Annotated in this window: 16 protein-coding genes, 3 pseudogenes and 3 CRISPR repeat arrays (1 of these 22 running past the window's edge); of the genes and pseudogenes, 12 read left to right on the top strand and 7 right to left on the bottom strand. The window is 66.4% G+C overall.

Annotated elements, in window-relative coordinates; genetic code table 11:
* Positions 1-2,393: a CRISPR direct-repeat array (repeat unit 36 nt; unit sequence ATCTCCCAGGTGATTTCGCCTGGGCTCCATTGCGGC); it reaches 269 nt to the left of the window's first position.
* 122 nt (positions 2,394-2,515) lie between these two features.
* Both MHEC_RS14785 and MHEC_RS24725 read left to right on the top strand, forming a co-directional pair.
* Positions 2,516-3,658: pseudogene (locus MHEC_RS14785) on the top strand (IS3 family transposase).
* Positions 3,659-3,716: 58 nt separating this feature from the next.
* A CRISPR array of direct repeats spans positions 3,717-4,337; the repeat unit is 36 nt; unit sequence ATCTCCCAGGTGATTTCGCCTGGGCTCCATTGCGGC.
* 105 nt (positions 4,338-4,442) lie between these two features.
* Positions 4,443-5,059: a CRISPR direct-repeat array (repeat unit 36 nt; unit sequence ATCTCCCAGGTGATTTCGCCTGGGCTCCATTGCGGC).
* Between the two features lie 496 nt (positions 5,060-5,555).
* The gene (locus MHEC_RS24725; RefSeq protein WP_269097370.1) at positions 5,556-5,684 is read left to right on the top strand and encodes a hypothetical protein; all 129 of its coding nucleotides are present in this window, start codon (positions 5,556-5,558) and stop codon (positions 5,682-5,684) included.
* A 32-nt stretch (positions 5,685-5,716) separates the two neighbouring features.
* Here MHEC_RS24725 and MHEC_RS14775 read toward each other — a convergent pair whose 3' ends face one another.
* The 4 genes and pseudogenes from MHEC_RS14775 to MHEC_RS14760 all read right to left on the bottom strand — a co-directional run bounded on the left by MHEC_RS14775 (position 5,717) and on the right by MHEC_RS14760 (position 10,603).
* Positions 5,717-6,490, bottom strand: a complete 774-nt coding sequence (locus tag MHEC_RS14775) for an ExeA family protein (protein WP_235434982.1) — start codon at positions 6,488-6,490, stop codon at positions 5,717-5,719.
* Between the two features lie 38 nt (positions 6,491-6,528).
* A complete protein-coding gene (locus MHEC_RS14770) occupies positions 6,529-7,923 on the bottom strand; it encodes a DDE-type integrase/transposase/recombinase (RefSeq protein WP_236591532.1) in 1,395 nt (464 codons plus the stop codon).
* Positions 7,924-8,040: 117 nt separating this feature from the next.
* Positions 8,041-9,735, bottom strand: coding sequence for a transposase (locus MHEC_RS14765; RefSeq protein ID WP_201399509.1), 1,695 nt, complete (start codon positions 9,733-9,735; stop codon positions 8,041-8,043).
* A 276-nt stretch (positions 9,736-10,011) separates the two neighbouring features.
* A pseudogene (locus MHEC_RS14760) lies at positions 10,012-10,603 on the bottom strand (helix-turn-helix domain-containing protein).
* A gap of 299 nt (positions 10,604-10,902) precedes the next feature.
* On the opposite strand from MHEC_RS14760, the gene MHEC_RS14755 reads away from it, so the two are divergent.
* The 6 genes from MHEC_RS14755 (at position 10,903) to aroQ (ending at position 16,319) form a co-directional block, all read left to right on the top strand.
* Positions 10,903-11,298, top strand: a complete 396-nt coding sequence (locus MHEC_RS14755) for a hypothetical protein (protein WP_048893672.1) — start codon at positions 10,903-10,905, stop codon at positions 11,296-11,298.
* Complete coding sequence (locus MHEC_RS14750) at positions 11,283-11,774, top strand: hypothetical protein (protein ID WP_053094065.1); 492 nt, start codon at positions 11,283-11,285, stop codon at positions 11,772-11,774. Before MHEC_RS14755 ends, MHEC_RS14750 begins: the two co-directional genes overlap by 16 nt.
* A gap of 1,179 nt (positions 11,775-12,953) precedes the next feature.
* Positions 12,954-14,165 (top strand): chorismate synthase, encoded by a 1,212-nt coding sequence (aroC, locus tag MHEC_RS14745; RefSeq protein ID WP_048893679.1) that lies wholly within the window; start codon positions 12,954-12,956, stop codon positions 14,163-14,165.
* The gene (locus MHEC_RS14740) at positions 14,165-14,752 is read left to right on the top strand and encodes a shikimate kinase (protein WP_048893673.1); all 588 of its coding nucleotides are present in this window, start codon (positions 14,165-14,167) and stop codon (positions 14,750-14,752) included. The genes aroC and MHEC_RS14740 overlap by 1 nt, the downstream gene beginning before the upstream one ends.
* Positions 14,749-15,891, top strand: coding sequence for a 3-dehydroquinate synthase (gene aroB, locus MHEC_RS14735; RefSeq protein WP_235435000.1), 1,143 nt, complete (start codon positions 14,749-14,751; stop codon positions 15,889-15,891). The genes MHEC_RS14740 and aroB overlap by 4 nt, the downstream gene beginning before the upstream one ends.
* Entirely contained in the window at positions 15,888-16,319 is a 432-nt protein-coding gene (aroQ, locus tag MHEC_RS14730) for a type II 3-dehydroquinate dehydratase (protein ID WP_071700594.1), read from the top strand. The genes aroB and aroQ overlap by 4 nt, the downstream gene beginning before the upstream one ends.
* Here the strand turns inward: aroQ and MHEC_RS14725 are convergent.
* Complete coding sequence (locus MHEC_RS14725) at positions 16,310-16,981, bottom strand: B-4DMT family transporter (protein ID WP_071700595.1); 672 nt, start codon at positions 16,979-16,981, stop codon at positions 16,310-16,312. The two genes, aroQ and MHEC_RS14725, sit on opposite strands and share 10 nt — an antisense overlap.
* A 33-nt stretch (positions 16,982-17,014) precedes the next feature.
* Here MHEC_RS14725 and MHEC_RS14720 point away from each other — a divergent pair, with 33 nt between their 5' ends.
* Genes MHEC_RS14720 through MHEC_RS14705 form a run of 4 tightly spaced genes read left to right on the top strand, consistent with a single transcriptional unit; the run spans position 17,015 to position 19,549 of the window.
* Complete coding sequence (locus MHEC_RS14720) at positions 17,015-18,109, top strand: M24 family metallopeptidase (protein WP_048893675.1); 1,095 nt, start codon at positions 17,015-17,017, stop codon at positions 18,107-18,109.
* A 14-nt stretch (positions 18,110-18,123) separates the two neighbouring features.
* The gene (gene efp / locus MHEC_RS14715) at positions 18,124-18,681 is read left to right on the top strand and encodes an elongation factor P (RefSeq protein ID WP_048893676.1); all 558 of its coding nucleotides are present in this window, start codon (positions 18,124-18,126) and stop codon (positions 18,679-18,681) included.
* A 2-nt stretch (positions 18,682-18,683) separates the two neighbouring features.
* Positions 18,684-19,160 carry a transcription antitermination factor NusB gene (gene nusB / locus MHEC_RS14710; RefSeq protein WP_048893677.1) on the top strand — a complete coding sequence of 159 codons (477 nt, stop codon included), beginning with the start codon at positions 18,684-18,686 and terminating at the stop codon, positions 19,158-19,160.
* Positions 19,157-19,549 (top strand): hypothetical protein, encoded by a 393-nt coding sequence (locus MHEC_RS14705; RefSeq protein WP_048893678.1) that lies wholly within the window; start codon positions 19,157-19,159, stop codon positions 19,547-19,549. Before nusB ends, MHEC_RS14705 begins: the two co-directional genes overlap by 4 nt.
* Positions 19,550-19,683: 134 nt before the next feature.
* Here MHEC_RS14705 and MHEC_RS14700 read toward each other — a convergent pair whose 3' ends face one another.
* Both MHEC_RS14700 and MHEC_RS14695 read right to left on the bottom strand, forming a co-directional pair.
* Positions 19,684-21,372, bottom strand: coding sequence for a transposase (locus tag MHEC_RS14700; RefSeq protein WP_201399591.1), 1,689 nt, complete (start codon positions 21,370-21,372; stop codon positions 19,684-19,686).
* 76 nt (positions 21,373-21,448) lie between these two features.
* Positions 21,449-22,477, bottom strand: a pseudogene (locus tag MHEC_RS14695) (aminotransferase class V-fold PLP-dependent enzyme).
* Positions 22,478-22,498: the final 21 nt, after the last annotated feature.

Raw genomic sequence — 22,498 nt, 5'->3', positions numbered from 1 at the left:
GTGCAGGCGGTCGTCGGCGTTTTCATCTCCCAGGTGATTTCGCCTGGGCTCCATTGCGGCTCGATCTGGTCGGCGGCCCGCTTGAACGATGACGCGTATCTCCCAGGTGATTTCGCCTGGGCTCCATTGCGGCTGCTACACCGACGTGCTCTACCACGCACACGAATTCATCTCCCAGGTGATTTCGCCTGGGCTCCATTGCGGCAGCTACCTCGGGTACAGTCAGAAGCCGATTTGTTGATATCTCCCAGGTGATTTCGCCTGGGCTCCATTGCGGCCACCTTGGAGCAAGTGCAGGCCGCGATCCAGACGCAGATCTCCCAGGTGATTTCGCCTGGGCTCCATTGCGGCACGCTCCGGATCCCCACGGACGGCACGCTGACCGACGCGATCTCCCAGGTGATTTCGCCTGGGCTCCATTGCGGCGCCACGCAAAACAAACGGCGCCGCACCAATTTTCGGTATCTCCCAGGTGATTTCGCCTGGGCTCCATTGCGGCCGGTCTAGGACCTCCCGCGACTTCGGGTCACCAACCGGATCTCCCAGGTGATTTCGCCTGGGCTCCATTGCGGCAATTTTGAGCGGGCTGTGCGCTGGGCCGACGATCAGATCTCCCAGGTGATTTCGCCTGGGCTCCATTGCGGCGAGGTCGGCGCGTGCGTCCGCGACTTCTTGGCGGGATCTCCCAGGTGATTTCGCCTGGGCTCCATTGCGGCCTGCAACTGCACCGAGTACAGCCCCGAATGCACGAGCATCTCCCAGGTGATTTCGCCTGGGCTCCATTGCGGCATAGATGAGACTCCCGCTGTCAACCTCGGGTCGTGGGCATCTCCCAGGTGATTTCGCCTGGGCTCCATTGCGGCGTCTCAAAGCCGAACTCATAGACGTGACGGCGCAGCAGATCTCCCAGGTGATTTCGCCTGGGCTCCATTGCGGCACGTCCGTTGCAACTGAGTGATCGCCCAGCGCAGAACATCTCCCAGGTGATTTCGCCTGGGCTCCATTGCGGCGAGACCGTCGACGCCGGCCCTGGCAAGCCTCTCAAATCTCCCAGGTGATTTCGCCTGGGCTCCATTGCGGCCCCGCCGCCGGCCGGGTCGGCAACCGACACCGGTGCCGATCTCCCAGGTGATTTCGCCTGGGCTCCATTGCGGCACGAACTCCCACAGCCCCGACTGGATGCGCAGCGCGCATCTCCCAGGTGATTTCGCCTGGGCTCCATTGCGGCGAACGTGGCCTGGAAGCTCTCGATACCGCCATCAACCAGATCTCCCAGGTGATTTCGCCTGGGCTCCATTGCGGCTGTGATAGTGCACGGCATGCCATACTGATGGTGTCGCCATCTCCCAGGTGATTTCGCCTGGGCTCCATTGCGGCACGACTGGTACACCGCCGAGGCTTTTTTCTGTGCCGATCTCCCAGGTGATTTCGCCTGGGCTCCATTGCGGCCACACGAAACAGATGCGCCATTGCTCGTTGACGCGGATCTCCCAGGTGATTTCGCCTGGGCTCCATTGCGGCCTCAACACCATCCCCGGGCCGGAGCGGGATCCGGCCATCTCCCAGGTGATTTCGCCTGGGCTCCATTGCGGCAGCCAGATGAGTGCGCTGACACACCACACTGAGGGGCCGAATCTCCCAGGTGATTTCGCCTGGGCTCCATTGCGGCCCGAGTAATCTCCGATGCGGGCACTGTCAGGATCAGATCTCCCAGGTGATTTCGCCTGGGCTCCATTGCGGCACCACCACCAGCTTGTACGCGGGCATTCTAGGCTCCTATCTCCCAGGTGATTTCGCCTGGGCTCCATTGCGGCTCGAGGTAATGGCGCGGGTCCGTGTCTGGCGTACCTCATCTCCCAGGTGATTTCGCCTGGGCTCCATTGCGGCCGGTTCCGTCACACAGATTTCCGGCACCACAATCGAATCTCCCAGGTGATTTCGCCTGGGCTCCATTGCGGCAGCGGTACGCTGTACAGTTCGATTCCGGCTGATGGCCATCTCCCAGGTGATTTCGCCTGGGCTCCATTGCGGCATTGCTCCTACAGTTAAGAGTCAAAATCCCGTGAGGATCTCCCAGGTGATTTCGCCTGGGCTCCATTGCGGCCCATCCACATGATTCTTCATCCCCAGCGACCAAGATATCTCCCAGGTGATTTCGCCTGGGCTCCATTGCGGCCGTCACCACATCGCCGGCGGTGTCGACTTCTTCGACCGATCTCCCAGGTGATTTCGCCTGGGCTCCATTGCGGCTCAATATCGCCGTTGAGGTCACCGAGTCCAGAGCCCATCTCCCAGGTGATTTCGCCTGGGCTCCATTGCGGCAGCAGCGGCGGTGCCGAAAGTTTCGGCAACGCGATATCTCCCAGGTGATTTCGCCTGGGCTCCATTGCGGCGATCTGGCTCTCAAGTTCCTCGATTTTGCGTTGATCATCTTAGGGTGTTCCCGGTGAATGAGTCCGCCTTGTTTTAGAGTCCTGTGGCCCCGTGGATGGGGCTGGAAGGGATGATGAAACACATGGGTGGTCGGAAGCGGCATTCCGCGGAGGACATCGTGCGCAAGCTGCGCCGCGCGGACGAGCTGGCCGCGGCGGGCAAGACCGGTGAGGAGATCGCCGCCGAGCTGGAGGTGTCGGCGGCGACGCTGTACAACTGGCGCCGCACCTATGGCGGGATGGATATCGATGCCGCCAGGCAGCTCAAGGAGTTGCGGGAGCAGAACGCGCGGTTGAAGCGGCTTTTGGCCGAGGCGGAGTTGGAGAAGGATGCGTTGCGGGAGGTTGCGAAGGGAAAATTCTGAGCCCGGCCGCCAAGCGTCGCGCCGTGGACATGCTCAAAGAGGTGTTGAGCATGTCGGAGCGGTTGGCGTGCAAGGCGGTTGGGCTGGCTCGTTCTACCTACCGGCGCACTCCGGTCGCGGCGACCCCGGCCGACCCGGATGCCGATCTGCGGGTCTGGCTGCGCGCGTATGCCACCAAACATCCCTGCCATGGGTTTCGGCGCGCCTGGGCGGCGTTGCGCCACGATGAGGGCCGTGAGGTCAACAAAAGAAGGTCCACCGGCTGTGGCGTGAGGAAGGACTGCAGCGGCGGGCGTATTCGCCGCGTAAGCGCGCGGGGTGTCGTCGGCGCCGCAGGTCGTCGCGGACGCACCCAAGGTGGTGTGGGCGATCGATTTTCAGTTCGACTCCACCATCGACGGCAAGGCTGTCAAGATCGCGTCGATGGTCGACGAGCACACTCGCGAATCGCTGCTGAACATCGTGGAGCGCTCGATTACCGGCGAGCGTCTCGTCGATGAACTCGAGCGGGTGTTCGCCTCCGCCGGTGGACCGCCGCTGGTGCTGCGCATGGACAACGGCCCGGAGATGATTTCGCAAGCGTTGCAACAGTTTTGTGACGGCACAGTCGGATTGTCCTACATTCCACCCGGAGCGCCGTGGGACAACGCCTACATCGAATCGTTCAACAGCAGGCTCAGGAAGGAGTGCCTCAACCGCAACCACTGGACCAACCTGCTGGAGGCCCGAGTAGTCATCGGTGACTTCAAGCACGAACATAATCACCGGCATCGTCACTCCGCGCTGGGCTACCTCACCCCGGCCGAGTACGCTGCCCGATGCAGCCACACCCACACCCCTGTGGCCTGCGAAATCAACTGAATCCAGAACAACAAAACCCGACTCTAGAACCGGGTGGACTCAGTATCGGGGACTCGCCAATCTCCCAGGTGATTTCGCCTGGGCTCCATTGCGGCTATAGGGGCGGGCACGACCCATCCCCAGACGCCCGCACATCTCCCAGGTGATTTCGCCTGGGCTCCATTGCGGCTCCGGGGCATGCTGATCGAAGTCGCCAACCGATACGCACATCTCCCAGGTGATTTCGCCTGGGCTCCATTGCGGCGTTGCCAACGAGAGCGAGCTGGCGTGCGGACTTATTGATCTCCCAGGTGATTTCGCCTGGGCTCCATTGCGGCTCGACTGCGCTCCCACATGCGATCAGACCCCACCGCCCATCTCCCAGGTGATTTCGCCTGGGCTCCATTGCGGCGGGACCGGCGCGCCAGGTTCACGCCGTCACTGAAACATCTCCCAGGTGATTTCGCCTGGGCTCCATTGCGGCCTGTTAAACCCATTCCACCAGGGTGTAGCCGTCGCCGATCTCCCAGGTGATTTCGCCTGGGCTCCATTGCGGCTTGTTACGCCGCGGCAAAGCCCGCGCTGCCGCGAACATCTCCCAGGTGATTTCGCCTGGGCTCCATTGCGGCCCGCACAGCGGCCAAACAGTCCGAGGACATCAAACATCTCCCAGGTGATTTCGCCTGGGCTCCATTGCGGCGGCGTTGGCTCTGAGTTGTTCGGTAAGGATGGCGGATCTCCCAGGTGATTCGCCTGGGCTCCATTGCGGCCTGTTGTGTTTCACCGGCCCACGCCACCTAACTGGTATCTCCCAGGTGATTTCGCCTGGGCTCCATTGCGGCTCGATGAAGGCGGGATCACCGGCTGGCCCACCGATCCCGATCTCCCAGGTGATTTCGCCTGGGCTCCATTGCGGCGAGATCCGGCAGGTGGACGAAATGTATGAACCCAAGATCTCCCAGGTGATTTCGCCTGGGCTCCATTGCGGCGGCTCGATGCCGTGCGACTTGGCGATTCGCGACGCGCATCTCCCAGGTGATTTCGCCTGGGCTCCATTGCGGCGGCGTTGATCACGCTGACCCGGTGATGCCAGCGCGCATCTCCCAGGTGATTTCGCCTGGGCTCCATTGCGGCGGCGTTGATCACGCTGACCCGGTGATGCCAGCGCGCATCTCCCAGGTGATTTCGCCTGGGCTCCATTGCGGCGCGCCTGAGGCGCGCGTTCATCCGCTTCGGACGCTGAATCTCCCAGGTGATTTCGCCTGGGCTCCATTGCGGCGTCGATGGTGTAGATGCGTGCGGTTGCGGCGTTGGATCTCCCAGGTGATTTCGCCTGGGCTCCATTGCGGCCGCAGCAGCCGTTGAACCTGTCGCCTTGTCTATCGCATCTCCCAGGTGATTTCGCCTGGACTCCATTGCGGCACGCGGGAGAGTGAGCGTCTGTGCTTAACGGATTCGCCGTTCGCTGCGGCTAGGGGGAGGACTCTTACCCAAGAGTGGTGACTTACAAGCTTCGGCGGGTTCCGTGCTCCCTCAACATGCTCCCGCCATGTTCGGCATCACTGTTACTCTCCCGGTGTGCCAGCCGAATTCCCTGGTTTCGGCACGCGGTTGCGGCTGCTCGCCTCTGGCCCCAGCAGCTCGCCGTCGGCTGCGACAAGACGGGCCCGGAGCTGGCCGTTGAGGTCGCGTCGCCGCTTCCCGCAAGACCTTCGGGTGGGCATCGACGCTGTCGACCCTGGCAACCGCGGTCGGATCCGGGCAAGGACACGGGCTCCGCGGGCAAGCGTGTCGCGGCGCGGGGCGCCGCATATAGCCGGGTCACCGCGATGTTTACCGATAATGACAAGGGCAACGCCGAGCGGTTTCCGGCACCTGGAGCGCTGATGGATGCCGCGCCATTCGGGCTGGAGGGCTGTTGCGCGTCGCTGAAGATGACGATGAGGGCGTCATCGATGTTGACGACGATCCGATGATGAGAACGGCCCCGCTCGGTGTGGTGAGCGGGGCCGTGGTGGGCGTGGTGACGGAGTGCTGGTCGGGTTGATGCGGTGCTGGTCGTGTTGACGTGAATCAGGTTCAGTCCGCGGCGGTTTCGCTGATCGCGATGCGAGCGGCCTTTTCGTCGACGATGGCGTGATCGGCGGCGAACGCGGCGGTCAGCGCGTGCAGGGCCAGGTTGTTGACCGCGCGGGGGTGACCGCGGGAGGCGTTGTGGATCAGCCCGATGGCGTCCTCGGAGAAGAGGGTGTCGGAGCGTCCGGCGATTTTGCAGTGATGGCGGATGTAGTCGGCGGTGTCGGCGCCGTTCATCCCGGCGATGGTGTAGCGGACTGCGATGCGCTGATCTAACGCGGCGAGCACCCCGAGCCGGAGCCGGTGGCGCAGGCTGGGTTGGCCGATGAGCACGACGGCGAACGGGGATCCACTGTCCATCTCGTGGTTGGTCAAGAGCCGGATCGCTTCGAGCTGGTGGTTATCGAGTAGGTGGGCCTCATCGACGACCAGCACGGGATTGCGGCCCCGTTCGGCGTGTTCGGTGGCCAGCGCCTCGGCGGCTTGGGGGGCCAGGGCTGATTTGTGATAGGCGGGGGTGTGCCCGAGCGCGGCCACGATGTGGGTGAGCATGCCGCGCACCCCGATGGTGGGGTTGGCCAGGTAGATGAACACGTGCCGAGACGGATCCAGGTTGGCGGTGGCCGCCCGCACGGCCACGGTCTTGCCCGCGCCGACCTCGCCGGTGATCACTCCGATCGCACGCTGGTCCACACACCAGGTGATGCGGGCGACCGCCTCACCGTGGCCGCTATGGCGGTGCAGCATGGCTGGCGCCAGGTCACGTCCGAACGGCATCCGGGTGAATCCCCAATGTGATTGCAGCCGTTGGATACTCACGCCGACACCTCACCATCGTGATCGGCGTCGCCGCTGGGTGCAAGGTCGTCGAGGGATAGCTGGCCGGCAATCTCGCTGTCCTGGCCGTAGAGGGCGTGATAGCCGATGCGTTCGTCGCGGCGTAGCTGCTCGTGGTGAGCGGCGGCGGTCAGCGCCAAATAGTCGATCCCCGTCGCTGCCGGCGGCTCGAGCTCGGGTGTTTCCGGTTTGGCCTTGGGGTGGGTGTGGCGAGAGATGCTGTGCGGCAGGGCTTTGCCGAAACTCTTGTCGCGGTAGCGGACTTCGACGGTTTCCAGGTCGAATGGGGAGAACACCAGCTCCACCTTGCGCCCAACCAGGGCCGCGTCGACCTGGTAGGTGTTAGCGTGCAGCGACACGGTGGCGGTCTTGGTCACCACGCGGTATTCGGACCACAAAAACGCCTCGGTCAAATCATCGGCGGTCGGCATGGCCGGGGTCCGCCCGAGCCGGTCCCAGCCGGCCTCCCACCGATCCAGCGGGCTTTGCCCGGTCTCGGTATGGGTGCGGCGGTGATATTCGGTTTCCACCCAGGCGACGAACAGCCGGTTAAGCTCCAACAACGCGGTGGCGTGATCGACCCCGGCGGCAGCGAGGTCTTCGGTGCTGGTGTCAGTCACCTCCACCAGGAATTGTTCGCGTACGGTGCGAAAGAATCGTTCGATCTTGCCCCGACCTTGAGGCCGACCTGGTTGGGAATGAACAAGGCGCACCCCGAGTTTCGCACATGCCCGCAACAACCAGGCGTCACAAAACGCCGAGCCGTTATCGACATAGACCGAGCCAGGCACCCCGTGGGCAGCCAGTGCGGGGCGCAACGCTGCGGCCAAGCGCACGGTGTCTTCGGCGAAGCCAAACCGGTAGCCGGCCAACAACCGAGAGTGATCGTCGATGAAGGCGAAAAGGTAGGTCTTGCGGTCGCCAACCCGCGGGCCGTGCAGAGCATCGCCGCACCACAGCTCATTGGGGTCGGCGGCCTCGAACCGGCCGAACACCCCGGGTAGCTCGCCGGTGGCCGGGCCCATCAATTCCAGCCGGTGAAAATGGCGTAGCAAGGTGGACTCCGAGGGCGCCCACCCGGTCGCGGTGCGCAGGATCCGAGCCACCTGTGTGGCGGTGCGGGTCGGATTCTCCCGCTTGAGCGACGCGGCCAGCTCCAGCACCTGCGCGTCGGTACGCGCGGCCAGCCGGCGCGGCGCGGGCACCAGCGCCTCGAACCCGCCGGACCGGTAGCGGCGGATCCAACGGTCCAGCGTCTCCCGCGAGATCCGCACCTGATTGCCGAATGGGTCGCTATGGGTACCGGCGGCGATCTGGCGCACCAGCTTGCCGCGCTGCTTGGTCGATAACCCCGCATCTAGGACGGCGCTGATGTAGTGACCCCCGTGGGGCGGGGATTTGGCGGTATCGAGATTTCGACGGCTGTGATGGCTTTCGCTGGCTGATCTGATCGGGGTAGCCGTGCGGCCGGGTGGCCCGGTGGTCCCGGATCAGGCGATGGCCCAACCCCCGGCGTGTGGGTGCAAGCCCAAGGTGGCCAACCGGGCGAGGTTGATCGCTCCTGCTCGGGCCAGGATGTCGGTCAGGATGCGTTTTTGGCCGCGGCACCGCGCCTTGCGACCACCCCAGGGGCGGCGGGTGAAGTGACTGATCTTGCGTTCCACGACCGGCCGATACGTTCGGTAATCGGCCTGCCAGGCCGGATCGCGTTGGCGGGCCTTGGCGTGCTGCAGGGCGGCTTCATGGGCATGGATGGTGATCACCCGCCCGCGACGGGCTTTGGTGCACTCCGCCTGCAGTGGGCAGGACCCACAGAACGCACCGAAGCGAGCGACCTGCTGACGCCGGCCGGTGCTGATCGCCACGGTGTGCTCGGCCGGGCAGGTCACGGTGCCGGCGGCCAGGTCGATACCGAACCGGTCTTTGGAATAGCCGTTGGCGTTGCGCACCGGGGGCACCTTGGCGCGCATGTCATGACCCCGCCCGGTCTGCTCATCCAGGGTGGCCCCATCGGCGTAAGCCGAATCGCCATACACCTCAAAGACGTTCGGCTCCGACTCGTTGTGCACATGCTCGCCGTGATCGGTGATCGTTTCATCGGCATCGGCATCGGCATCGGCATCGGTGGCGGCATCGGTGCTGCTGTCGGTGTCGGGGGCGGTGGCGGGTGCAGCACTTCTGATGTCGGTGGCGGGGTTGCCCAACAGCTCATCGATGACCTCACGGTCGGCGGCGTTGGCCGCGGTGATGGCCACCCCGGTGATCAGCTCGTCGTCGGGGTCGATACCCAGATGGGACTTGTAGCCATCGAAGGTCCGCGCCCGCGACTTATGCCCATGGCGGGCTTCGGTATCGACGGTGGAGATCATCCGGTCTTTGGCCACTCGCCGGGCAATGCGGAAGATTCCGTCGTCGCCGGCTTCGACGTCTTGGCCGGCCACCAGCGCCAACAACTCGACCGCCTCACTGAGTGCCCCATCGAGCTTGCGGCCATCGAGGGCCTCCAGTGCGGCGTTGGCGTCGCGCACCAGCGCATCGACCAAGGCTTCACGCGCTTTGGGGTCATCCCAGTCACACGGTGGTTTGCCCAGGCTGGCGTAGTCATCGTCGCGGGTCAGCACGGTGCGCACCGCACCGGCCACTTCCGGATCGGCCCGATCAGCCACGGTCAGCAGTTTGCGGATCGCGGCCCGCAGCTGGATCACCGTGTCCTGGGTGGCCACCGCATCCAACAGCGGCGTCGAATCCAGCACCCGGCGTCGTCCCCGCAACAACCCCGCCGCTCGCGCGGTGGTGTTCACGTCCTCGAACAACCGCCGTGGCCGATCCGATGCGCGTAGCCGGTTGCGCATGCCGACCAGCACCGTGGGATGAAAAGCCTCGGCGTCCACCGTCAACCCGGCGGCCGCTTTCCAGCGCAGATCAAAGGCCAACCGGTCACACGCCTCCCGATCCGACAATCCCTCATAGGCCTGCAGCAGCATCACTGTGGCCATCACCCGCGCCGGCACCGTCGGTCGACCCAGCGCCGAGCGCTTGAACAGATCAGCGAAATAGTCATCGTCAAACAGTGCACCGCCGTGCTCGGCCAACAGCCGGTAAATACTGCCCGCCGGCAGCTGATCACCCACCAGCAGCATCACGTCATCGAACCGGCCCTGCCGATCCTCCCGTCCCAAAGCCACACATCAGATCCTCGTCGACCACCTACGCGAAATCCGCTCAGGCACGCCGAAAGTCAGCGACTAAAACAGCACCCCCCTAGGGCCGGACAGATCAGCTGATAGCGGAACAACCCGATTGCTTGGGCTCGCTCGCGGCGCTTGTGCTCCTCCAACGACATCTTCTCGGTTTTCCTCTCCAATCGAAGGCCCTGCCCGAAACCGTTGCCGCGCAGGTGCCTTGGTGAGGATCACCGATCACGCCGCTTACGCGTCAGGGGCGATTCGTGTTGCGCAGCCTCAGCGCCGCGGTGGCGACCAGCGCGGTGCCAGCAGCCGACCACCACTGGCCGCGACCGCTACCCGATCTGGCGTCACCGCGCCCAGCAACCCACCCGCACCGAAGCGGAACCGGATCGCCACGGTCGCGGTCGCCACCGCGGCCAACGCATCCCGCCACGCACAACCCGTCCCATCCGGGATCACCACGTCCACCCCGGCGGCCACCGCGACACCGATAAACCACGACCGGATCACCTCCAGCCGCTGCGCCGCCCGGCGCAGCCAACCCCACCGTCGCCGCCGGCACCCCCACATCCGCGGCGATCCGGCGATGCCCCAACCCCTGAGCACGAGCTATCAACGCGGCCCAAATCCGTTCCGCTGCATACGCTCTACGCAACAACACAGTCACCGGCAACAACACGTGGGTCACCATGCACACTCGGCATCTCGCCCGCCGCGGCCGCACCACATCACGCAGTCCCTCGATCTGACGGGCCCGGGCATACCCCCAGCCACCCAGCACCCCGTCCCCGCATGCCGGACACGCGATCTCCCCAGCCGCCAACCGGGACTCGACGCGGACAACATCAGCCTCTACCGTCACCATCGGTGCCTCCGAGCACTACAGCGCGGCACCCCGCAAGCCGACCAAGACTTCAGCGGGGTGCCGCGCACCCATCAGTTCCTCGTCACACTGACGGTGCACACGAACAAGATCAACCCCGCCGCCACACCGACCGTCACATCGGCAGACTCAATGAAGAATGGCCACCCCGTGGTCGCCATCCAAAGAGACGGTCAACAAGGGCTGGCCCACGAAGTCTGAGCTCGCTGACACTGACTTCTCGTACTTCCTTCTCGTACTTCAGGCAGGCGGCTGACGACCTGAAGGCAATTTCGTCGAAAGTGCTGGGTGCGTTGGAGCAGCTATCTCAGGATGTGAAAAAGCCCGGCGGCGCGGAGTGGCAGGGCGCGGCCGGCCAGGCGGCGATCGAGCAGGCCGGGCTCGACGTGGCGCGGGTGCGGTCGGCAGCGTGGTCGTGGGACGATGTGCGGGCACGGCTTCCGCCGTGGCAGGACACCCTGGAGGCCGGGCAGCGGCTCTTCTTCGACGCGATCGACGAGGCCGAGGGCGACGGCTTTGAGGTCGGCGACGACTACACGGTCACCGACAGCCGTACCTCCTGCGCGTCGCCAGCCGAACGCGATGCGCGCCAGGCTGCCGGCGACAGGCACGCCGGGTTCGTCTGGCACCGGGTCGCCACGCCGTCGACCACCAGTCGGCCATGGACAGCGAGCTGAAGGCGATGACTGCCGGGTGGGGCAACCTGACGTTTCCCGAGGACGGCTTGGGCGGCGAGAACGGAGAGGTGCGCCCAGTCGACCATCGCTGGAAGACCGGCGGTGGATCTGACACGGACGACGATCGCAAGAAAAACCAGAAAGAAGCCTTCAAGCAGGTGTACGGACGCGCTCCAACCAGCCCGAGTGACTGGGAGATGGCGACAGCGCTGGACCCGCACACCTACACCCCTGACTTCAAGGGGACGCAGGCGGAGGTCCGAGTGGTCAGGATCAACCCTGTGCCGGGGCAAGGGGTGGTGCGGGCGTCACAGTGGATTCCACAACGCGACGTGACTACGCCCGGACACGTGAAAGTCGGCGTCCCGCAGGACAGTGTCACACAGATCCCTGGACGGGGCGGTGCGGATCAAATACGACGCGGGGAACCCATACGCACCGGGTCCCACAACAAATACCTCCGGGCCGCTCGGTGACCATTAGGTCTCAGTCAATGGTGGTCTGGTTTTCACCCTGGGACTGGCGGTGTCCACGTTGACGGCACGCGGACCAACTACCCCTCAATGGAGGTTTATCAGGACATGCCGAACGGGACTACGCGCACAGTGTTGATCGACCCGGCGCGCTCAGGTAGTGGCGAGGGGTCGGCGTTAAATCTGCACCGCCACCACGACATCGGAATCGGAGGACGCGCGTTCGAGCCGTTCGACCGGGGCGGATGGAACCCCCGCTATGATGTGCCCGCGCCGCTGCCGCCCACGCCGTTCGGTCCGGTCACCACGCCGCCATCGGTTCCCGGGCCAGCGAGCGGCGGAGGAGTCTGGGCATGACGGAAGTCGACGGAGCGTCCGCGCCGATTGTGGAGGATGCCCGAACGCGAGCGCGGGATACAGATGTCTGGCGAATAGCCACCTGGCTCGTACCGGTTGCCGTCCAGGCCGTGATGGCGTTCGGTGCAGGTGTGATGTAGCTGCTGTCCCGAGGTCCGTTTCGCGGGCACGACCCGTTCGGGGCTCTGGGGCTGACTGGGGCGATCATCGCGACAGCGTTGTCATCGCTGGTCGGCGGTTGTGGACGCGTTCAAGGGAATCACCCGCCGCCGTGCCGTTGGGCTGAGCGTCGCGAGATCGGGCGTGGCGTTGTTGGCCGGCGCAACCGCGTACGCGCTCTGGCTGCTGCCGTGGTTGGAGCCCGCTGACTGATGGCGGACGCACAATCGCCCCCGCGGCGCGGCGCTACGGTCCGACCGGCTTCGTCGCAGCGCTGGTAACCGTCGCCGTCGTCGGGACCGCGACATGAATGTGGGCGCCGTACGTGTTTTTTCGCTGTACTCCTTCGCGGTTGCGTTGGCGATTGTGTTGCCTGTCGCGGCGTTATTGATGCTAATTGGGGGAAGGCCGTGCAAGCCGTCGGGGAGTCCTCATCGGCTACCTCGCGACGTCGCTCACCGCGTCGATTGTCAGCCTTCCCATGGTCGTGTTTACCGCAGTGCGTCATCCGATGTGAACCGACGCTGTGGCCAGTAACCCATGCGTTCTCCGGGTTCGCGTACCCCCAGCCGCGGCGTGGAGCACTCCGACTCGCCCTGGTGGTCGGCTATTGGATCGCTCCACGCATTGCTCACGTTCACCGCCCCGCATGGGAAGATGGGACACGTGTTGCGATGGACCACCGCCGGTGAATCCCACGGCCGCGCGCTGGTGGCCGTGCTGGAGGGCATGGTCGCCGGGGTGGCGGTGACGTCGCATGACATCGCAACCCAGCTGGCCCGCCGTCGGCTGGGCTATGGCCGCGGCGCCCGGATGAAATTCGAACGCGACCAGGTCACCATGCTGGCCGGGGTGCGGCACGGCTACACCCTGGGCGGGCCGATCGCGATCGAGATCGCCAACACCGAATGGCCGAAGTGGCAGACCGTGATGGCCGCCGACCCGGTCGACCCCGCGCAACTTGCCGACCTGGCCCGCAACGCGCCGCTGACCCGGCCGCGACCCGGCCACGCCGACTACGCCGGCATGCTCAAGTACGGGTTCGACGACGCCCGACCGGTGCTGGAGCGGGCCAGCGCCCGCGAGACCGCCGCCCGCGTCGCGGCCGGCACGGTCGCCCGGTTGTTTCTGCGTCAGGCGCTCGGGGTTGAGGTGCTCTCGCATGTCGTCTCGATCGGCGCGTCGACGCCTTACGACGGTCCGCCCCCGCAGCCCGAGGATCTGGCTGCGATCGACGCCAGCCCGGTGCGCGCCTACGACAAAGCCGCCGAGCAGGCGATGATCGCCGAGATCGAAGCCGCCAAGAAGGACGGCGACACCCTCGGCGGCGTGGTGGAGGCCGTCGCGCTGGGCCTGCCGGTCGGTGTCGGGTCGTTCACCAGCGGCGAGAACCGGCTCGACAGCCAGCTGGCCGGCGCGGTGATGGGCATTCAGGCGATCAAGGGCGTCGAGATCGGCGACGGGTTCGCCACCGCGCGCCGCCGCGGCAGCCAAGCACACGATGAGATGTATCCCGGCCCCGACGGCGTTGCGCGATCGACCAACCGGGCCGGAGGGCTGGAGGGGGGCATGACCAATGGCCAGCCGTTACGGGTCCGCGCCGCGATGAAGCCGATCTCGACCGTGCCGCGGGCACTGGCCACGGTCGACATGGCCACCGGCGAGGAAGCTGTCGCCATCAACCAGCGTTCCGACGTGTGCGCGGTACCGGCCGCGGCAGTGGTGGTCGAAACCATGGTGGCGCTGGTGCTGGCCCGCGCGGTGCTGGAGAAGTTCGGCGGCGACTCGCTGACCGAGACCCGCCGCAACGTCGACGCATACCTTCGTTCGGTCGCCGAGCGTGAGGCGGTCACCGACCGCGCCGGGGCGTCCGGATAATGGCCCCCAAGGCGGTACTGGTGGGGCTGCCCGGGTCGGGCAAGTCCACGATCGGGCGCCGGCTGGCCAAGGCCCTCGGGGTCGAGATGCTCGACACCGACGCCGCGATCGAACGGCGCACCGGGCGCAAGATTGCCGACATCTTCGCCGCCGACGGGGAAAAGGAGTTCCGCCGCATCGAAGAGCAGGTGGTGCGCGCGGCGCTGGCCGAACACGACGGCATCGTCGCGCTGGGCGGCGGCGCCGTGACCAGTCCCGGGGTGCGCGCGGCGCTGGCCGGACACACCGTGATCTTCTTGGAAATCAGCGCCGCCGAAGGCATCCGCCGCACCGGTGGAAACACCGTGCGCCCGTTGCTGGCCGGGCCCGACCGCGCCGAGAAGTTCCGCTCCCTGATGGCGCAGCGGGTCCCGCTGTACCGGCGGGTCGCGACGATGCGGGTCAACACCAACCGCCGCAATCCCGGTGCGGTGGTGCGTCACATCATGTCGCGGCTGGAAAACCGGCCGAACCCGCCGAAGACGCAGCGACCCAGCCCCGCCACGGTGGCGCTGGCCGCCGCGCGCCGCGCCGAGGCCGGCAAATGACTGGGTTTGACCGTCCGGCTCCTCCTCATCGCGCTGCGCGCTCTGCATCGTCGCCGGACGACACCGCTCCGGTCACGGTGTGGGTGGCCGTCGACCCGCCCTACCCGGTGGTGATCGGGACCGGCCTGTCCGGTGAGCTCATCACACTGCTGGCAGAGCGGCACCGGGTCGCGATTCTGCATCAGCCGGTGCTCGCTCAAGTCGCCGAATCAATCCGGAAAAGCTTGGCGGACAACGGCGTCGACGCTCACCGCATCGAAATCCCGGACGCAGAAGCCGGGAAAGATTTGCCTGTCGTCGGATTCATCTGGGAAGTGTTGGGCCGCATCGGGATCGGCCGTAAGGATGCGCTGGTCAGCCTGGGCGGCGGGGCCGCCACCGATGTCGCCGGCTTCGCCGCGGCGACCTGGCTGCGCGGTGTGTCGATTGTGCACGTGCCCACCACGCTGCTGGGCATGGTCGACGCCGCCATCGGCGGCAAGACCGGCATCAACACCGACGCGGGCAAGAACCTGGTCGGCGCGTTCCACCAGCCGATCGCCGTGCTGGCCGACTTGGCAACACTGGAAACGTTGCCGCGCAACGAACTTGTCGCCGGCATGGCCGAGGTGGTGAAGGCCGGGTTCATCGCCGACCCGGTGATCCTGGATCTCATCGAAGCAGATCCGCGGGCCGCCACCGACCCGTCCGGTGAGGTGCTGGCGGAGCTGATCCGGCGTGCGGTCACTGTCAAGGCGGAGGTCGTTGCCGCCGACGAGAAGGAGTCACAGCTGCGCGAGATCCTCAACTACGGCCACACGCTGGGGCATGCGATCGAGCGCCGCGAGAACTACCGGTGGCGCCACGGCGCCGCGGTGTCGGTGGGTTTGGTGTTCGCCGCCGAACTGGCCCGGCTGGCGGGGCGGCTCGACGACGCCACCGCCGACCGGCATCGCAGAATCTTGACGTCGCTGGGTTTGCCGGTCAGCTACGACGCCGACGCATTGCCGGAGCTGATGCGAATTATGGCCGCCGACAAGAAGACCCGGGCGGGTGTGTTGCGCTTCGTGGTGCTCGACGGGCTGGCCAAACCGGGCCGGCTCGAGGGTCCCGACCCGTCGCTGCTGGCAGCGGCCTACGCGGAGATCAGTACCCGATGAATGTCAACGTGATCAACGGCCCCAACCTGGGCCGGCTCGGGCAGCGTGAGCCCGAGGTGTACGGCGCCACCACCCATGACGAGCTGAGTGCGCTCATCGAGCGGGAGGCCGCTGAGCTCGGCCTGAAAGTGGTTGTGCGGCAGAGTGATAGCGAAGCCCAATTGCTGGAGTGGATACATCGGGCCGCGGACACACAGGAGCCGGTCATCCTCAACGCCGGCGGGCTGACCCACACATCGGTGGCGTTGCGCGACGCCTGCGCCGAACTGACCGCACCGCTGATCGAGGTGCACATCTCCAACGTGTATGCCCGCGAGGACTTTCGGCGCCACTCCTACCTGAGCCCGGTTGCCACCGGGGTGATCGTCGGGCTCGGTGTGCAGGGCTATCTGCTTGCCCTGCGCTACCTGGCCGGCGTTTACCGCTGATCGTCGCCGGCCCGGGGGGCGCGCTTGGTCTGCTCCGCGTCGGGCGTCGTCGGCGTCGCCTGAGTGGGTTTTTCACCTTCGGCCGTGGCCACCGCGGTGGGCCGTTCCCCTGCCCTGGCGGCGGTTTGCTCCTGGTCGTGGCCCTTGACCGCGGCCATCCCCTCGGTTGGTGCCTCGTCCTGGTGGACGGCGGCGAACACGTCGGTGTCCTCCTCGCGGTGCCCGTGCTTGGGTACCGGGGGAGCGTGGCGGTCGATGAGCCAGCGGCCCAAGGTCACTCCGCCCATGCCGGGCAGAAACACCAGCAGCGCGGTGAACGCGGCGAACGTCGAGACCTCGTTGATCAGCCCGCCGGTGTAAAGACCGGTGTAGACCAGGGAAATCAGCCACGCCACCGCGCCACCGAGAATCCCGGCCACCAAGCCGGCCAGCAGCCACGTCATCGCCAGATCCTGGCGGCGGTCCGGGTCGGGTTGCGCTGCGGCGTCGGCGCGACCGTCGATCAGCCCCCAGGCGACGACCGCGATGGCGAAAAGGAGTACCAACACGGTGCTGATCAACGCCGCGTGGGTGGGAAACGCGTTGATCAGCGCCCCTTGGAACAAGCGGACGACGACCATCGCAGCCGCGAACACCAGTCCGCGCAGCCTCCAGTTAGTCATGGGGCCACAGCGTAGCGAGTAGCGTCAACGGTTGTGACACATTCCCAGCGTAGAGAAAATCTCAGCGCGCGGATTCGTGCCGCCGGGTTGGACGCGCTGCTGGTCAGCGACCTGGTCAACGTGCGCTACCTCTCCGGTTTCACCGGCTCCAACGCCGCGCTGCTGGTGTTCGCCGACGAGCGGACCCCGGTGCTGGCCACCGACGGGCGCTACCGCACTCAGGCCGCGCAGCAGGCGCCCGATCTCGAGATCGCCGTCGAGCGGGCATGTGGACGGCATCTGGTCGGGCGGGCCGCGGCCGGCGGTGTCCGGCGGCTGGGTTTCGAAAGCCATGTGGTCACCGTCGACGGGTTCGACGCGCTGGCCGCCGAAGCGGGAACGACCGAGCTGGCGCGTGCCTCGGGCATGGTGGAGGCGCTGCGCGAGGTCAAGGACGCCGGCGAGGTGGCGCTGCTGCGACTGGCCTGCGAGGCGGCCGACACCGCGCTGACCGACCTGATCGAGCGCGGCGGTTTACGGCCGGGCCGTACCGAGCGCGAGGTGAGCCGCGAGCTCGAGGCGTTGATGCTCGACCACGGCGCCGACGGCGTGTCGTTCGACACGATCGTGGCCACCGGGGCGAATTCGGCGATCCCGCACCACCGGCCCACCGACGCGGTGCTGGGCACCGGTGACTTCGTCAAGATCGACTTCGGCGCGCTGGTCGCCGGCTACCACTCGGACATGACCCGCACGTTTGTGCTAGGCCGGGCCGCAGACTGGCAGCGCGAGATCTATCAACTGGTCGCCGCCGCACAACGGGCCGGGCGAGAGGCGCTGCGGGCGGGCGCGAACCTGCATGACGTGGATGCCGCGGCCCGCCAAGTCATTACCGACGCCGGCCACGGCGAGCGCTTCGGCCACGGCCTGGGGCACGGGGTGGGCCTGCAGATCCACGAAGCGCCAGGGATCAACGCCACAGCCGCCGGTACACTACTGGCGGGTTCCGTGGTAACCGTGGAGCCCGGTGTCTATCTGCCCGACCGCGGCGGTGTCCGCATCGAGGACACCCTGGTTGTGGCCGACGAAACGTCCGGACACGCACCGGAATTGCTCACCCGGTTCCCCAAGGAACTGGCGATCCTGTAGGAGAGTCACCGACCGTGGCAACGACTGCCGACTTCAAAAACGGACTGGTGCTGGTGATCGACGGCCAGCTGTGGCAGATCGTCGAGTTCCAGCACGTCAAACCCGGTAAGGGCCCGGCGTTTGTGCGCACCAAGCTCAAGAACGTGGTGTCCGGCAAGATCATCGACAAGACCTACAACGCCGGCGTGAAAGTGGAAACCGCCACCGTGGACCGCCGCGACACCACCTATCTGTATCGCGACGGCTCCGACTTTGTGTTCATGGACAGCGAGGACTACGAGCAGCACCACCTGCCGGAGTCGCTGGTCGGCGACGCCGCCAAGTTCCTGCTGGACGGGATGCCCGTGCAGGTGGCCTTCCACAACGGGACGCCGCTGTACATCGAGCTGCCGGTGACCGTCGAGCTGGAGGTCACCCACACCGAGCCGGGTCTGCAGGGTGATCGCTCCAGCGCCGGCACCAAGCCCGCGACGTTGGAGACCGGCGCACAGATCCAGGTGCCGTTGTTCATCAACACCGGCGACAAGCTGAAGGTGGACTCCCGCGACGGCAGCTACCTGGGCCGCGCCTGACCATGCCTGGCGGTAAGCCGGTCAAGGGCCGCCACCAGGCCCGCAAGCGGGCGGTCGACTTGCTGTTCGAAGCCGAAGCCCGCGGGTGCAGCTCCGCCGAGATGGCCGACGCCCGCGCAGCGCTGGCCGAAACCAACCCCGAGGTGGCACCCTTGCACCCCTATACGGCGGCGGTGGCCCGCGGCGTCAGTGAGCACGCCGCACACATCGACGAGCTGATCGCTTCGCATCTGCAGGGCTGGACGCTGGAGCGGCTGCCCGCGGTGGACCGGGCCATTCTGCGGGTGGCGGTGTGGGAACTGCTGCACGCCGACGACGTGCCGGGGCCGGTCGCCGTCGACGAGGCGGTTCAGCTGGCCAAGGAGCTGTCCACCGACGAGTCGCCCGGCTTCGTCAACGGGGTGCTGGGTCAGATCATGTTGGTGACACCGCAAATCCGCGCGGCCGCCCAGGCGGTCCGGGGACCGCGCGAGCCATGACCCGGCTGGAACTGCGTGTCGCGATTGCCGCCGTCCTGGCGGCCACGGTGGTGCTGGGCGCCGTCGCGTGCGCCGCCTACGGCCTGGCCCTCGTCGCTGCGGCGTTGGCGATCTACGCGCTGGGTGTCGGCGCCTGGCTGTATCACTGCATCGAGCGCTACCTCGTTGCCCACCGCATCAGCACGGTGCGCTCGGCGGCCAAACCGTTCCAGCCGCTGCTTCCGGTGATGGCCGCGATCATGGGCCTGACTCAGGCCGTGGTGCGCTCGCTCGGCGACGTCACCGACCTGCCGCCGCGGCGCTGGGACTCGCCGGTGCGACGGTGGATGGAGATCACCCGCGGCAGGTCGGGGCGCGGCGACGACGGCAACGACGACCTCGGGGGATAGCCCTAGGACGACGCTGATGTAGTGACCCCGTGGGGCGGGGATTTGGCGGTATCGAGATTTCGACGGCTGTGATGGCTTTCGCTGGCTGATCTCATCGGGGTAGCCGTGCGGCCGGGTGGCCCGGTGGTCCCGGATCAGGCGATGGCCCAACCCCCGGCGTGTGGGTGCAAGCCCAAGGTGGCCAACCGGGCGAGGTTGATCGCTCCTGCTCGGGCCAGGATGTCGGTCAGGATGCGTTTTTGGCCGCGGCACCGCGCCTTGCGACCACCCCAGGGGCGGCGGGTGAAGTGACTGATCTTGCGTTCCACGACCGGCCGATACGTTCGGTAATCGGCCTGCCAGGCCGGATCGCGTTGGCGGGCCTTGGCGTGCTGCAGGGCGGCTTCATGGGCATGGATGGTGATCACCCGCCCGCGACGGGCTTTGGTGCACTCCGCCTGCAGTGGGCAGGACCCACAGAACGAACCGAAGCGAGCGACCTGCTGACGTCGGCCGGTGCTGATCGCCACGGTGTGCTCGGCCGGGCAGGTCACGGTGCCGGCGGCCAGGTCGATACCGAACCGGTCTTTGGAATAGCCGTTGGCGTTGCGCACCGGGGGCACCTTGGCGCGCATGTCATGACCCCGCCCGGTCTGCTCATCCAGGGTGGCCCCATCGGCGTAAGCCGAATCGCCATACACCTCAAAGACGTTCGGCTCCGACTCGTTGTGCACATGCTCGCCGTGATCGGTGATCGTTTCATCGGCATCGGCATCGGCATCGGTGGCGGCATCGGTGCTGGTGTCGGTGTCGGGGGCGGTGGCGGGTGCAGCACTTCTGATGTCGGTGGCGGGGTTGCCCAACAGCTCATCGATGACCTCACGGTCGGCGGCGTTGGCCGCGGTGATGGCCACCCCGGTGATCAGCTCGTCGTCGGGGTCGATACCCAGATGGGACTTGTAGCCATCGAAGGTCCGCGCCCGCGACTTATGCCCATGGCGGGCTTCGGTATCGACGGTGGAGATCATCCGGTCTTTGGCCACTCGCCGGGCAATGCGGAAGATTCCGTCGTCGCCGGCTTCGACGTCTTGGCCGGCCACCAGCGCCAACAACTCGACCGCCTCACCCAGTGCCCCATCGAGCTTGCGGCCGTCGAGGGCCTCCAGTGCGGCGTTGGCGTCGCGCACCAGCGCATCGACCAAGGCTTCACGCGCTTTGGGGTCATCCCAGTCACACGGTGGTTTGCCCAGGCTGGCGTAGTCATCGTCGCGGGTCAGCACGGTGCGCACCGCACCGGCCACTTCCGGATCGGCCCGATCAGCCACGGTCAGCAGTTTGCGGATCGCGGCCCGCAGCTGGATCACCGTGTCCTGGGTGGCCACCGCATCCAACAGCGGCGTCGAATCCAGCACCCGGCGTCGTCCCCGCAACAACCCCGCCGCTCGCGCGGTGGTGTTCACGTTTTCGAACAACCGCCGTGGCCGATCCGATGCGCGTAGCCGGTTGCGCATGCCGACCAGCACCGTGGGATGAAAAGCCTCGGCGTCCACCGTCAACCCGGCGGCCGCTTTCCAGCGCAGATCAAAGGCCAACCGGTCACACGCCTCCCGATCCGACAATCCCTCATAGGCCTGCAGCAGCATCACTGTGGCCATCACCCGCGCCGGCACCGTCGGTCGACCCAGCGCCGAGCGCTTGAACAGATCAGCGAAATAGTCATCGTCAAACAGTGCACCGCCGTGCTCGGCCAACAGCCGGTAAATACTGCCCGCCGGCAGCTGATCACCCACCAGCAGCATCACGTCATCGAACCGGCCCTGCCGATTCTCCCGTCCCAAAGCCACACATCAGATCCTCGTCGACCACCTACGCGAAATCCGCTCAGGCACGCCGAAAGTCAGCGACTAAAACAGCACCGCCCTAGAGCGCATCCAAGAGCCGCTCCAGGTCGTCCTCGGTGTTGTAGAGGTGAAACCCGACACGCACCGCTCCCGCGCGCACGGCTGCGCGGATCCCGGCGTTGTGCAACGCATCAGCCGACTTGGCAATGGGGATTGAGACGATTGCGGAATCCGTTGGTGCGAGCTCTAATTCGGTCCGCAGCTGATTCGCAAGCCCCACTGTGTGCGCCTGCACAGCGTCTCGATCCAGCGTCGCCAGCCACGCCAGCGACAGTCCCGCGCCGAACAAGCTGAACCACGCCGGCCACGAGTCGAACCGCCGGGCGTCACCGGCGAGCCGCATCGGCAACCCATACAGCGAGGACCACATGTCTTCTGCTGCAAACGGATTCGCCATATGCGGAACCAGTTTCTCGAACATCCGGTCGCTCAACGACATCCAGGCCACGCCCCGCGGCCCCAGCAACCACTTGTAGCTGGCGCCGACCGCGACGTCGGCCCAGGACAGCTCGACGTCCTTCCATCCCAGCGCCTGCACCACATCGATCACCGTGACGGTCGCGGACCCGGCGACGCTGCGGCGCAGCGATTCGACATCAAGCACGGCGCCGTCGGCCGACTGCACGAGGCTGGCGGCGACCACGTCGAAGTCCCCGGCGCTGCCCTCGAGCTGGCCGTGCGGCAGTTCGGTGAGCGTGACGCCGCGGGCTGCTTGGGCCGCGAACGGAAAAGTGACGCTGGTTTATTCGCCGGGCAGGGTCGCCACCCGGCTGCCGTCCGGGATGGCGGCGGCGACCAGACCGATCAGCGACGACGTGCTGCTGCCGATGGCTACCCGGTGCGGGTCCGTCCCGGTCAGCGAGGCGTACGCGGCCCGGCTCGTAGTCATCAGCTCGACGAAGGTGCTGACCTCGAGGCTGCCGTGCTGCCACGAGCGCACACAGTCGCGCAATGCCTCGGCGACGAACCGGGGCGGCACACCATAGGTCGCGGTGTCCAGGAATCCGTCCGCACCGTCAAACTCGGCGCCAAAAGCTTCGCGTGTCACCACACCACCTTGACGTATGCG

It is taken from the genome of Mycobacterium heckeshornense, assembly GCF_016592155.1.
Taxonomy (GTDB): domain Bacteria; phylum Actinomycetota; class Actinomycetes; order Mycobacteriales; family Mycobacteriaceae; genus Mycobacterium; species Mycobacterium heckeshornense.
The sequence above is the reverse complement of the archived record's forward strand: the minus strand, read 5'-3'. Positions and strand labels throughout refer to the sequence as shown.